This window comes from Nibribacter ruber (genome assembly GCF_009913235.1).
Taxonomy (GTDB): domain Bacteria; phylum Bacteroidota; class Bacteroidia; order Cytophagales; family Hymenobacteraceae; genus Nibribacter; species Nibribacter ruber.
In genome coordinates, this window is the sequence record NZ_CP047897.1 from 708,891 (window position 1) to 721,673 (window position 12,783).

Here is a 12,783-nt window from a genome sequence, read left to right on the forward strand (position 1 = left end):
GTCGTTTTCAGGATTGAGACTACAATGATACAAAAAATACCAGCCTTTTGGACTGGTATTTAAACTCCCTTATTTTCTGTTGCTTCGTTCGCTAAACAAATACACTTGTAAGGCTATATTGATGGAAGGCCCCATTTCTGTAAAATAGTTGTCTGCGTCAGCTGGATTTTTCTCCTTGTAATACGTGTAAACCAAGGAAGGTTCAATGGCTATTTTGGGACTCAGGAACCAAGCATACCCAATGGCGCCTCGTATTTCTGAAAGATCTTTTTTGCTGGTCCCAGACAAGTTTTTTATGCCAAGGCTATAAGATGCTTCGCCAAAGATTCCATTATCCAGATAGTACCGTACAAATGGTCCTAATAAGACGTGAGTGGTAGGAATGGAAGTACTTCCTTCCGCTTTTATTTTGGAATGGGAAATCGTGCCCAACACCCCTACTGCCACATCATTCAACAAAAAATAACCAAACCTGCCTTGCGCGTCTACCTGAAACTTCGTGCTACTTGAAGTAGAGGTGGAGGTATGATTTTCAATGGAACGGAAAGTTCCGTTCAGTCCTCCCCCTACCATTAGGGAGTTTCGAATTATTTTAGCTTTTAAAAGTCTTCCTCTATTTTCTTGGGCATGGGCAACAGAAACCACTAGAAACAAGACCAGGAGGCAATAAATTCTCTTCATGAGTATAGGTTAAATATGATGCATTTGTAGATGCTGCGCTTTACATCATAAATATAGTAATTTAACTATGTTTATTTATATGTGTATATGTGAGCTTCCATGAAAATCAACGAATGGATGGATCCAACAACCCTTTCAATTCTTTTGCCAATCCCATGGTAAAATCATAACCTATCTGAAAGATTTCTTCTGCCTTGTTGATGGCGTAAATGTGATAGTCCTTCAAAGCAGGTGGCTCCAGAAACAAACTACACAAGGATATGCGTTGCTGCACGTTGGCATTGATGGCTAGGTGGAAAACGCGCTCAGTGACCTGACGTATGCTTTTAATATCGGTTTTATGGTCAATGGGGTTTACATGTACGCCAATGATTTTCTCACAGGCACCGGTCAGGCATTCTACCGGCATGTTATTAAGCAATCCGCCGTCTACCAGCAGCCTACTCCCGTGGGGCACCGGCTGAAACATAATGGGCAAGGCCGAAGAAGCCCGCAGCGCGTTGGCCACTGATCCTTCAGTAAGATAAACGGTACTGCCTTGGTTTAAATCTGTGGCAGAAATGATGAGCTGGATGGGAAGATCTGCGAAGGTGATGTCTTGCAGGTGCTGCTCGAACAGCTTTTGAAGAGCATTAGACTGAAGCAAACCTTTGTTTAAAGCCGGTCTCACCAATTGACTCAGCGATAAATCACATACCAGCTCCAGCACTTTTTCAGGAGAGAACCCAGCTGCAAAAAAGGCGCCTGCAATGGCCCCGGAACTGGTTCCTGAAATAACTTCAATGGGAATGGATAGCTCTTGCAAGGCTTTTAAAACGCCCAGGTGGGCCACTCCCCTGGCTGCGCCCCCAGACAGACAAATCCCAATCCTGGCCATGGGCTACAGCGCCGACAATGGGAAAATCTGATCCACTCGTACGCCCTTTTCGGTCATTTTAACGGTGCAGCACTCGTTAACTGCGTCATGTTCTAAGAATAGCACCCATTGTTCTTCGGCGGCTTTCTTCAGGAACACTTCTTTCTCTTGCAGGGTGAGTAAAGGACGGGTGTCATAGCCCATCACGTACGGCAAAGGCAGGTGCCCCACCGATGGCAACAAATCTGCCATGAAGCAGACCGTGCGGCCTTTGTATTGGATGCGCGGCACCATCATTTTATCAGTGTGGCCATCTACGTAGGTTACCCCAAAGCCAGGGAGAAACTGCTCCTGCCCCACTTCCAGAAAGGCGAGCTGGCCGCTTTCCTGCAAAGGCAGAATGTTCTCCTTGATGAAAGAGGCCTTCTCTCTGGGATTTGGTTCGGTGGCCCAGTGCCAGTGGTCCTTGTTGCTCCAGTACTTCGCCTTGGGGAAGACCGTTTCCAGGCTGGTCCCGTTGGCGCCATACTTCACCGATCCGCCGCAATGGTCAAAATGAAGGTGAGTCAAAAACACATCAGTGACATCACCATAATCAAAGCCTGCCTTGTGCAGTGACTTTTCCAGCGAATCGTCTCCGTGCAGGTAATAATGGCTGAAGAACTTGGCATCCTGCTTGTCTCCAATGCCGTTGTCTATCAAGATTAGCCTGTCACCCACTTCTACCAACAAGCAACGCATGGCCCAGGTGCAGAGGTTGTTCTCATCTGCCGGATTGGTTTTCTGCCACAGCGTTTTGGGGACCACGCCAAACATGGCGCCTCCGTCTAGCTTGAAATTTCCAGTAGGAATAGGATAAAGCTTCATGTGCTAACCTCGTTTTTGACCTGTTTTCAAGAAAATAGCCCAAAAACGGACTACTCCTCCACTACGCCCATGGCACTGAACTTCTCAATGCGCTGCATGATTCTTTCTTCGCTGTCAATGGCAGAAAGTTCTTCCAGGGTTTCCAACAGTTTCTTCTTGAGCGTCTTCATCATCTTGTCTGGGTTCACGTGCGCGCCGCCCAGAGGCTCCTTGATGATGCCATCTACCAGCTTGTTACCCAGCATGTCTTTGGCTGTCAGCTTGAGGGCTTCGGCGGACTGTTCTTTGTAATTCCAGCTGCGCCATAAGATGGTGGAGCAGTTCTCAGGAGAAATCACGGAATACCAGGAGTTTTCCAGCATGAATACGCGGTCCCCAATGCCAATTCCCAAAGCACCGCCCGAGGCTCCTTCACCAATGATGATGCAAATCACGGGCACTTTAAGCATGAACATTTCCTTGAGGTTGCGGGCAATGGCTTCACCCTGACCGCGTTCTTCAGCTTCTAACCCCGGGAAGGCGCCCGGCGTGTCTATAAGCGTGATGATGGGCTTGTTGAATTTCTCGGCTAGTTTCATGAGGCGCAAGGCCTTGCGGTAGCCTTCTGGGTTGGCCATCCCGAAGTTGCGGAACTGACGCTCTTTGGTGTTGCGGCCTTTCTGCTGCCCAATGAACATGACCGTCTGGCCGTCCAGTTCGCCAAAACCACCCACCATGGCCTTGTCATCCTTCACGTTACGGTCGCCGTGCAGTTCTACAAACGTGGGCGAAAGACCTTTTATGTAATCCAGCGTGTACGGTCTCTCTGTATGTCTGGACAATTGCACGCGCTGCCAGCGGGTAAGGTTGGCATAGGTTTCCTTCTTCAGGGACTTTATCTTGTCTTCCAGGGCCAGAACCGCATCAGATACGTCTACCTGGCTTTCTTGGGCCAGTTTCTTCATTTCTGCCAGCTTGCCTTCCAGCGCTGCAATAGGTTGTTCAAAATCTAACAGCATAATCAATAGGTCTATATCTTATACTCATGTATACCCGCAAAGGTAATTGAATATGCGTAGTTTAGTAACAGTAGTTTTTAGCAGAATCAAAGGAATTTTTTCTTTTTGAATCTGAGCCATTTACCTCCAAACACGCACTTATTTACGGTTAATTTACCTTTAGGGCTTGTGTATCTTAATCCCTCCCCCTACATTTGCATCATCAAAACGGAGACATCTGGTCTTCGGGAGGATGTTGGTCCGGTAGTTCAGTTGGTTAGAATGCCGCCCTGTCACGGCGGAGGTCGCGGGTTCGAGTCCCGTCCGGACCGCTAGAAGCCCTCTCAGAGAAATCTGGGAGGGCTTTTTTTATGGCCTCCATTTCTATATTTTCCAATAGCGCCTCCCAAAGGCATGATTTGTTGTTAAGTTTGCCCATCTGCTTTTCAGGCAAGCCTTGTCCTTAAGAATACTTTTAGGAATTACCAATTTGCCTGTCAATATTTCGTTATCTCCTCAACTACTCTAAAATACCAGAAAGAATGGAAGTGAATAGCACCTTTTGGATAGGGTTTAATGTATTTGTCCTACTTATGCTGGCCTTGGACCTCGGGGTCTTTAACCGGAAGGCGCATGTAGTTTCTGTAAAGGAAGCGCTTATCTGGTCTGGGGTTTGGATTACGCTGGCGCTCGTATTCAACTCCTTGATTTACTATTGGTTTGGCGAGCACAAGGCCGTAGAGTTTTTAACTGGTTATGTCTTGGAGAAGACCTTGAGCGTAGACAACATCTTTGTGTTCGTGCTTATTTTCAAATACTTCCAGATTCCTTCCATCTACCAGCACAAGATTTTATTCTGGGGCATACTGGGGGCCTTGCTTATGCGCGTGGCGTTCATTTTTGCCGGCGTGGCGTTGATAGAGAAGTTCCATTGGTCCATCTACCTGTTTGGCGCCTTCCTCATTTACACGGGTTACAAAATGTTTGTGGAGAAGGACAAGGAAATGGAACCGGACAAAAATCCGGTCATCAAATTCTTCAGAAAGATAATGCCGGTCACCAACCAGTTGGAGGGAGATAAGTTCTTTGTGAAGCAGGATGGAAAAATGATGGCCACTCCCCTGTTTCTGGTGTTGATTTTGATTGAAGTTTCTGACCTTATTTTCGCGGTAGACAGCATTCCCGCCATTCTGGCCATTACGCAGGACCAATTCATTGTCTACACCTCTAACGTGTTTGCCATTTTGGGTTTGAGGTCGCTTTATTTTGCCTTGGCCCACGTCATTCACCGGTTTGTGTTCCTTTCAACCGGCCTGGCTATAATTCTAATATTTGTGGGGATGAAAATGGTCATGATTGACGTCTTTAAGGTGCCTACCTTCATTTCGTTAATTATCATTGGCTTGATCATTACTGTGAGCATAGTTTTCTCCCTTCTTAAAACCAAGGAAGTTGAGCAAGACAACTCTGCAGGCGAAGGAGGTTCTGCCATATAGCCAGCAAAAGCCTTTAAATTGTGAAATCCTGGAGGGCCCTAGACCTTAGTCAAGTTTTACCGCAGGTTCATCTTTTATTTTAAATTTCAGACTAAATTCACCTGAAGGTTTGCATATCAAAAATCAACTATATACATTTGCATCATCAAAACGGAGACATCTGGTCTTCGGGAGGATGTTGGTCCGGTAGTTCAGTTGGTTAGAATGCCGCCCTGTCACGGCGGAGGTCGCGGGTTCGAGTCCCGTCCGGACCGCTTGAAGCCCTCTCAGAGAAATCTGGGAGGGCTTTTGCGTTTTACAGGGTTTGGTCTTCTTCTTCTCTCTTTTTCTAGATTGGTTATTACTTGGAGTTGAGTTTTGGAGCCACGTAATTGCCCAGCATGCTTTCATATTCATCAATGGCCATCACAGACATTTGCCGGGCATCATAAGGCGTCAGCACAGAAAGCCAATCCTTTTCCTGCAAACGGTTATTCATCCAGATTCCCTCGCTATGCGGCGTCAGGATCACGGGCATACGGTCATGGTAGGGTTGAACTGCCTCGTTGGCTTTGGTGGTGATGATAGTAAAGTGCGGGAATAGCTCTCCGGTCTCCTTGTGTAGTGACTCGCGACAAAGCCCTGCCAGGCCAAAAGGTTCTTCCTGCGCAAGGGTGAAGCGGTATTTTTGCTTCTGGGGTTTTGCCTTCTTAAGCCGCTTCTTTTCTGCCTCGCTTCGCACGGGGTTTCCAAACAAATCCAAAGCCACATTTGCCGTAGATTCTTCGGTTGGTCCCTCTTGTTCCTGGTCATCGTCCAGTTCTTTCCACTCAAAGAAACCGTCCACGGGAATGATGCACCGATGGCTGGGCAGCAGCTCTCTGAACCTAGGAATGAACCGTAAATTCTCTTCGCGAATGTTGAAGGGCAGCGTGGGCTTGCCGTCTTCCAGTTTGGTGGGGTCTGCCCAAATAGCCATAATGGCCTTCTGGGCCGCAGGAAGTATGACGGGCAGCTGTTGCGAAGGCCGTGCGTCAAAATTAGGCGTGAAGGAAAGGCCTTCCAACTTGTCGGCATACCGGTGTGCCTGCGGCACTTTCTTTTTTGAGAAGGAATAACGTCCACACATAAGCGGTTGTTTAAGATGATACCCCAAACGCCTTCTGTTTAAGCGTCTATAGGATATAAACGGTTTCTGGAAAAGAAGGACTATGGCCCGCAGTTGAGGCGGCGGCCAAAGATAAAAGAAGCCATTGTAGTTTAAATTTTGGTACTTGCCAATTCTTTTGTTTCACCCCTACTTATTTCTTGCCTTATGCTGCCCAAAATCCTGAACAGTCTCAAAATTACCGCCCTCAATGAAATGCAGGAGGCAGCCTTGGCAGCGGCCAGAACCCAGGACATGGTGCTGCTCTCTCCTACCGGCTCTGGTAAAACCCTTGGGTTTCTGCTGCCCCTCCTGGAGACGCTGCAACCTGAGGACAAAGGAGTACAGGCTTTGATTCTAGTACCTACTCGTGAGCTGGCGCTCCAGATTGAACAAGTGTTTAGACAGATGGGGTCCGGCTTTAGGGTGGTGTGTACCTACGGAGGAAATTCCACCAACTCAGAGAAACGCAGCTTGTCTACTCCGCCAGCGGTTTGGGTGGGCACGCCAGGCCGGGTGGGCCACCATTTGCGCGCTCAGAACGTGGACAGCTCTACCATCACCACGTTGGTCTTGGACGAGTTTGACAAGTCACTGGAAATGGGGTTTCAGGAGGAGATGAAGTTTATTCTGGACCAATTGCCTGCCCTGCAAAAGCGCCTGCTAACATCAGCCACCAACATGGCAGAAATACCAGCCTTTACCGGGCTTACTACCTACGCCACCGTCAATTTCCTGAAAGACGCGGCCACGGCACCTGACATTACGCTAAGAGCCGTTGAGGTCATCAAAGAGGACAAAGTGCTTACCCTGTTCAACCTATTGTGCCACCTGGGCAATAAACCGGCTCTGGTTTTTTGTAATCAGCGTGATGCCGTGGAGAACGTAAGCGACTACCTGCGTCGCAAGGGAATAGCCCACGGCATCTTCCATGGCGGGCTGGAGCAGGCAGACCGCGAACGGGTGTTGCTCAAATTCAGGAACGGCACCTACCCCTTGCTCATCAGTACAGACCTGGCGGCCCGGGGGCTTGACATTCCTGAAATTGAGAACGTCATTCATTTCCAGATGCCAGACGCTGAGACCTTTCTGCATCGCAACGGCAGAACCGCCAGAATGCAGGCAAAAGGAGTCGCGTACGTACTATTGCATCCCGGCGAAAAGCCCGGCTTCTTGCCTAAGCTTCCGCCGTTTGTGACTCTGCCAGCCAGACCTACCCTTCCGCCGCCCTCCTTCTGGGACACCGTGTACCTGAGCGCCGGCAAGAAAGACAAAGTTAGCAAAGGCGACGTTGTGGGGTTGCTGTTGCAAAAAGGCGGGTTGGAGAAAGATGACCTGGGCGTGATTGAGATTCAGGAGAACGCGGCCTTTGCTGCCGTCAACCGCAAAAAGCTTGACAAGCTGGTACAACTGCTGCAGCAGGAGAAGTTGAAAGGCAAGAAGGTGAAGGTAGAACGCGCCTCCTAGCCGTAAGCAGCAATTAAGGATAGACAGCAGCTAGAGATTGACTCTGCTGCTTCGTTTTTGGCCTGCTTTGGGTAAAACAGGCCAAAAACAGAAATTGAGGTGTAGAAACCTTGGCTTCCGGGCACCTCAATTTTGGTAATCTTTTTTCTGGCTGTGCATTCGTTTACAAGGGCAAGGCAAATCGCCTTACCTGTGCAAGAAGAAACCAGTACTTATGTGTTACGCAGAAGGGCGCTGTTTTTTAGCATCTGCAGGATCCTCTTTTTTCTTTTCTGGCGGGGTAGATGAGAAGTTGCCGTTTTCATCAACGTACACCATCATGGCTTCCAGGGAGCCCCCGGACGAGTTTTCCTGACGCTCTTGTTTGCGCTCTTCTTTCTCTTTTCTCTTCTTTAGTTTTTTCTGCTCCAGTTGTTTCTTCATGAAACTGTTCTGTGATCTTGCCATAGGGTATTTTTAAGGTGAAACAGGTAGCTGAATCCTGTGGATTTACTTCTCTTATACTCGCAAGGAGGCTAATGGTTGAGAAAAGCAGGTCAGGCCGGGGCCACCGGTTATAGATAGAAAATATGATCCTGGAAAGATAAGGTTCTTCTAGGTGCTTCCTTTGCCGCCAGAAATCAATTGGCTTCTCAATAGCTGCCTACGTAAAGAGAGGAGCTTGCTACAAGAAGAGACGAAGATTCATGTTCAACTGCAAAAGCCTATCAGAAGGCTTGCCAAGGATTATCAAAACTTACTTCCAGATGCAACTGGTTGGGAAATAAGGGAGGAGATAATGATTGCTTTCCTCTGTAAAAGTACGAAAAATAAATGAGAAAGCCTAGTTACAAGAATGCTACGGCAGCAGCAAGGATCATACATCACCTGACTTAAATGCAATATACGTCTACCGGCAAACCCGTTAACCCTTTGTTCATTAACTGGCAATCAGGCCGGTATGAAACCCAGCAGATGGAATATCTCAAAAGCCATCTCCCTTTCCACCTATCCTTTAAATAATGGCAGAAAATCCTTGTGCAACAATGACGGTATTTCTTGCGCATGCCTAGAGGCCTAATGTCCCCTTCCTAAGCCTGGTATTCGCTGTCAAACTCGTTTTTGACCTATTTTTACCAAAACAACCAAAAAACGGAAAGCAGCCGTAGTATTTACAGATAGCTTTCATTATTCATCTGAAACAGTTTAATGTTTTTAGAATCCTTTTAAAATATGGCAGAGACCAAAGACAAAGACGCAATTCAACAGATTTACAATAAAGTACTGCCTAAGGTAGCCGAACGAATCTACCAGCACTTAACCGAGGTGGTGGCCTTATTTGATGATTTCAGGCTGGAGAAGGTGGCAGATTACTGGACCAGGGACAAGGACGCAGCTTCTGACAAGGAGATCAGCATAGAAAATGGCAACGTGGCTCAGGTAGGATTGCAACTGCAACTGCTGGGTTTCCAACGGCCGGGCGTCACTGCCTTTGATCTGCAAAAAGACCTGGTTGTGAAACTAGACTACACTTCTTACACTGTTGGGCCAGACAGAAACACTGCCTGGGAGGAAAAGCCCTATTTCTATGACTGGTCCAATCAAGAACTAGAGGAGCTGGCCGTGCGTTGGAGCGAAGCCATCATAGATGACCTCATCCAGCAACTGCAAACCGCTAAATAAGGCTAACCGCCTGAAGTTGACAGGTATACAGTACCCAAAAATTAGCCTGAAAAGGCAGCTTGAAAAAATATAAGGGCCTTTTGAAAGAATTTAGGTTTTTTTTGTATAATATTGAACCTAAGGCAGCGCATTGCTGTCTGTAGTGTATAATGAACAATATTATGAATCAAGGAACAGTAAAATTCTTTAATACCGAAAAAGGTTTCGGTTTCATTAAAGACGGTAACACCAACCAAGAGTATTTCGTGCACGTATCTGGTCTTGTTGACGAAATCAGAGAGAACGACGAAGTTGTGTACGATCTTCAAGAAGGAAGAAAAGGACTAAACGCGGTTAACGTTAAACTTGCTTAGTCTTTCGCTATAAAGACATATTGCAAAAAAGCCCCTCCCACACGGAGGGGCTTTTTTTATGCCCGCTTTTTTAAATGTGAGAATGAGAGATTGAGTGAAGGAGTGAATGAAAGGTTGGTGAATATTATTGAAAGTGAAAATAAGCTAATGAATGAATTGAGAATGGAAAGGTCTTGAACCGTTTTTAGCCTGTTTTCGCCAAAACAGGCTAAAAACGGTTCTATTCTCAAGAGTTTCTACTTAGCATTCAAGGGGTTTACTCCTTACCCAATTTAATGCTCATTCGCTCAATTTCTCATTCAAAACTACTCCGGCATGTCCAGGACGAATTCTTTTCCGGGGGCTACGGTGAGCTTGTAGCCTTTGATCCAGGGATTGTACAGCCGAAGCGTCTTGTAGTTGGTGCCCTGTTCAAGAGCAAAGGCCGGAAGGTCTTCAATGGTGGAGCGCACGGTGTAGGTTTTGGTAGGCAGCGGCTTGTACCCTTGGTCACTTGGCAGTTCAAACCCGTACTTGGTGGGGTTACCCAAGACTTCTTTCAGGGCCAGGATTCTGAACATGTACCTGAAGGTTTCATCATTCAGGAACAGGTCATAATATGAACTCACGCCTTGGCGCTTTAAGGCCGCGTCTATGCCGCCCATGCCTCTGTTATAAGAAGCAGCGGCGTTGGTCCATGACCCGAATTTAGAACGAGCTGTTTTTAAATACCTGATAGCAGCCTGCGTAGATTTCTGCACATGGAAGCGCTCATCCACCTCGGCGTTAACCAACAAGCCATACCCGCGTGCCGTGTCTGGCATGAGCTGCCAAAACCCAGAAGCACCCGCCGGAGAAGTCACCGGACTAAAAAGGCTTTCGGCGAGGGCCAGATAAATAAAATCCTCTGGAATGTCGTTCTCCCGCAACACTTGTATGATTTGGTCTTGGTAACGCTGCATGCGCTTTAAGCCCAGTAGGGAGGTGGCGTGCAAGTAAGAGTTCACCAACAATTCGCGGTCCAGGCGTTCGGCCACGTCGGGTACTTCCAGGGGAACGGGCTCCCCGGCAAAGGTCATAGCTGATGGCAGCGAAGGAGCCTTAAAGATTTTTCCTTCCCTAAAAGATCCGGCTTCGTCCTCCTTGATCAAACTCTGCTGGCTGCACAAATGCAACGTGATGGAGATGATGAAGAAGATGGCCAGTGTTTTCCAGATTTGCTGATTCATGATTTCCTCCTTTTCCTAAGCACCTTGCAAAAGGCGTTCCCGTTCCTTCCCTTCTACGAAATTTACCCGCTCTATAGTTAAACGATGGGCAACGGAAAATTAGTGCCATCTATCACAGAAGCCTGGCAACAAGATGGAATGATGAAGGGACAAAAGAGAAGAGAATTCCGTTTTTGCCCTGTTTTACCCAAAACAAGCCAAAAACGGAACAAAAGATTTTAAGCCGCCACCCGCTGGATAATCACTTTACAGGGTTCTTGGGAAGTAACGACAATGGTGTGCGGCGCATGCAGAGGCACCTCAAAGTAACTGCCGGGCTTCAGATAGTACTCCTGGTTGTTGGCGGTGACGGTACAAGACCCTTCCAGCACCAGAAAGCGCTCATACTGATCATGGTGGGTTTCAGGGGCAGACTTGTCTTTGAGCCAGGCAATGGCAGTGATCATTTCCGGCTCCGCCGAAATAATACACGCATGGATGTTTTCCGAATCCTGGGGCAATTGCATGTCTGGACGTGAAATCCAAACGCTGAAATCTTCAGGAGTAGAGACTGGAGTAAGCGTAGGCGCCGTTACGGGCTCCTCGCCGGCTTTTAGGCGTTCCATGTAAGCTATAGTGGCCAGGAGTAAAGGCTTCACATTGCCGGGAGGCTCTACGGCATGCGCCTGGGAATAGGTCTCCAAGGTCGTTTCAATGGCAGTCAGCTCTGCGCGCACGGCAGGGGATTGAGCGGCCATGGACTCTACCAATTCCATCTCCTCAGGAGAGGCGGCTCCCATTACGTACAGTTCCAGCAAGCCAGACGCTAGTATCTCAGATGGTTGGTTCATGCGGCTCTCTCTGCTCCTATGTGTTTAAATGCCAGTTTAAGACTGGTCTTCAGGGTTTCTTCTGGAATGCCCAATTCCTGCGCTGCCTCCTGGCAGGAATAGCCTTTCAGGTAAATCAGTTCCAAGGCTTCCTTTTCCTGGGGTTCCAGAAAATAAAAAGTGTCTGGTTGATCCTGGCTTTCCTTTGCTAATGCAAAAGTACTGTTTTCTGAACGCTGGGCAAGGTGCTGAAATTTTCCGGTTTTCACCGCCTCAATGGCAATGCCTCTGGCAATGGCCAGGCCCCAGGTAAGAAAACGTGAGGTGGAAGCGTCATACAGCTTGATCCTGGACCAAATGGCCACAAACGTTTCTTGCAAGACCTGCTCGGCAATGGCGGTGTCCTGCACAATTCTGGAGATGACCCCCAGCAGCACAGGAGCATAGTTGGTATATAGGTTGCCCAACACAGACTGGTCTCCATTTTTTAAAGCGGCAATCATGTACTGTTCTGCGTGCTCCTGAAGTTTACTCCTTATCATACCCTTCTCTAACGAAAATTTGACGGGACTGCCTACCCTTATTTAGCAATTGGTCCATCATCTGGAAGATACACAGCTTTTGGCACAAACCAAGAACCGCCGGTACAACCCGGCAGCAATTCCCTACCGGAGCAAGCCCTTGCCTTTAAGCCAGTCAAATATGAGCTTGTCTACGGCTGACACCTTGTCCCTGTCTTTGTAGCACAACCAAACCAACTCCTCAATTTCATGGTCTGGCTTAAGCGTGCCTGCATACCGGCCCGTGTAACACGTCATTTGAACCAATACGCCATCTGGGTGACTGTCTGCCTGCGCCTGAAAGACGCCCATTAATTGCAGGGAGGCTGCGTCCAGATCAACGCTTAACTCTTCCTTTATTTCCCTAAGCAAGGTCTGGGCGTCTGTCTCACCCAACTCCCGTTTGCCGCCGGGCAGATAATAGCTGGTTCTGCCTTTGCTGCGGGTGCTCAGCACCAACCCCTCACTCGTTTCTATCCAGGCCAGTTTGTCTATCATGTCTTTCAAATAAAATGCAGAATAACGGTGTGGCCAGCCTGTTATGAAAAAATAATTTAAAATATTTTTTGTAGGACAATTTTTCTCTACTGACCTCGGATTCCTACTTCTAAAGGGCCTAAGACCCTACTTGCTTTTCAAAAAATATGGTTAAACCGTAATGACCCCAGCGGTAAATATAGCGAGTATAAAATATATTGAACGAAAAATGAGTGGCTGGCGT

General features: G+C 47.7%; 14 protein-coding genes and 2 tRNA genes. 6 read left to right on the forward strand and 10 right to left on the reverse strand.

From position 1 onward, the window contains the following. Positions 1-69 precede the first annotated feature (69 nt). The 4 genes from GU926_RS03055 to GU926_RS03070 all read right to left on the reverse strand — a co-directional run bounded on the left by GU926_RS03055 (position 70) and on the right by GU926_RS03070 (position 3,402). The gene (locus GU926_RS03055) at positions 70-681 is read right to left on the reverse strand and encodes a hypothetical protein (protein WP_160688896.1); all 612 of its coding nucleotides are present in this window, start codon (positions 679-681) and stop codon (positions 70-72) included. Between the two features lie 106 nt (positions 682-787). Further along, positions 788-1,558, reverse strand: a complete 771-nt coding sequence (locus tag GU926_RS03060) for a patatin-like phospholipase family protein (protein ID WP_160688898.1) — start codon at positions 1,556-1,558, stop codon at positions 788-790. Positions 1,559-1,561: 3 nt separating this feature from the next. Then, positions 1,562-2,404, reverse strand: coding sequence for an MBL fold metallo-hydrolase (locus tag GU926_RS03065; protein ID WP_160688900.1), 843 nt, complete (start codon positions 2,402-2,404; stop codon positions 1,562-1,564). Between the two features lie 50 nt (positions 2,405-2,454). Continuing rightward, the gene (locus GU926_RS03070) at positions 2,455-3,402 is read right to left on the reverse strand and encodes an acetyl-CoA carboxylase carboxyltransferase subunit alpha (protein WP_198001455.1); all 948 of its coding nucleotides are present in this window, start codon (positions 3,400-3,402) and stop codon (positions 2,455-2,457) included. A 237-nt stretch (positions 3,403-3,639) separates the two neighbouring features. Here GU926_RS03070 and GU926_RS03075 point away from each other — a divergent pair. From GU926_RS03075 to GU926_RS03085, 3 genes are all read left to right on the forward strand, one after another. Next, a tRNA-Asp gene (locus GU926_RS03075) sits at positions 3,640-3,713 on the forward strand. 210 nt (positions 3,714-3,923) lie between these two features. Next, positions 3,924-4,877, forward strand: coding sequence for a TerC family protein (locus GU926_RS03080; RefSeq protein WP_160688904.1), 954 nt, complete (start codon positions 3,924-3,926; stop codon positions 4,875-4,877). A 180-nt stretch (positions 4,878-5,057) separates the two neighbouring features. Next, positions 5,058-5,131: transfer RNA gene (locus GU926_RS03085), tRNA-Asp, on the forward strand. An 86-nt stretch (positions 5,132-5,217) separates the two neighbouring features. On the opposite strand, the gene GU926_RS03090 is transcribed toward GU926_RS03085, so the two are convergent. After that, entirely contained in the window at positions 5,218-5,985 is a 768-nt protein-coding gene (locus GU926_RS03090) for an SOS response-associated peptidase (protein WP_160688906.1), read from the reverse strand. Between the two features lie 186 nt (positions 5,986-6,171). On the opposite strand from GU926_RS03090, the gene GU926_RS03095 reads away from it, so the two are divergent. After that, positions 6,172-7,470, forward strand: a complete 1,299-nt coding sequence (locus GU926_RS03095; protein ID WP_160688908.1) for a DEAD/DEAH box helicase — start codon at positions 6,172-6,174, stop codon at positions 7,468-7,470. Between the two features lie 219 nt (positions 7,471-7,689). On the opposite strand, the gene GU926_RS03100 is transcribed toward GU926_RS03095, so the two are convergent. Next, a complete protein-coding gene (locus GU926_RS03100; protein ID WP_160688910.1) occupies positions 7,690-7,917 on the reverse strand; it encodes a hypothetical protein in 228 nt (75 codons plus the stop codon). Between the two features lie 765 nt (positions 7,918-8,682). On the opposite strand from GU926_RS03100, the gene GU926_RS03105 reads away from it, so the two are divergent. Together GU926_RS03105 and GU926_RS03110 are read left to right on the forward strand one after the other, a co-directional pair. Next, a complete protein-coding gene (locus tag GU926_RS03105) occupies positions 8,683-9,132 on the forward strand; it encodes a hypothetical protein (RefSeq protein WP_160688912.1) in 450 nt (149 codons plus the stop codon). Positions 9,133-9,293: 161 nt separating this feature from the next. Next, positions 9,294-9,485 carry a cold-shock protein gene (locus GU926_RS03110; protein WP_160688914.1) on the forward strand — a complete coding sequence of 64 codons (192 nt, stop codon included), beginning with the start codon at positions 9,294-9,296 and terminating at the stop codon, positions 9,483-9,485. A 305-nt stretch (positions 9,486-9,790) separates the two neighbouring features. Here GU926_RS03110 and GU926_RS03115 read toward each other — a convergent pair whose 3' ends face one another. The 4 genes from GU926_RS03115 to GU926_RS03130 form a co-directional block, all read right to left on the reverse strand. Continuing rightward, positions 9,791-10,693: a lytic transglycosylase domain-containing protein gene (locus GU926_RS03115; RefSeq protein ID WP_160688916.1), complete on the reverse strand. Its 903-nt coding sequence runs from the start codon at positions 10,691-10,693 to the stop codon at positions 9,791-9,793. 218 nt (positions 10,694-10,911) lie between these two features. Further along, a complete protein-coding gene (locus GU926_RS03120; RefSeq protein WP_160688918.1) occupies positions 10,912-11,523 on the reverse strand; it encodes a cupin domain-containing protein in 612 nt (203 codons plus the stop codon). Beyond that, positions 11,520-12,044: an RNA polymerase sigma factor gene (locus GU926_RS03125; protein ID WP_160688920.1), complete on the reverse strand. Its 525-nt coding sequence runs from the start codon at positions 12,042-12,044 to the stop codon at positions 11,520-11,522. Before GU926_RS03125 ends, GU926_RS03120 begins: the two co-directional genes overlap by 4 nt. A 123-nt stretch (positions 12,045-12,167) precedes the next feature. After that, on the reverse strand, positions 12,168-12,560 hold the full coding sequence (locus GU926_RS03130; protein ID WP_160688922.1) for an NUDIX hydrolase: 393 nt from the start codon (positions 12,558-12,560) through the stop codon (positions 12,168-12,170). Between the last annotated feature and the right edge of the window lie 223 nt (positions 12,561-12,783).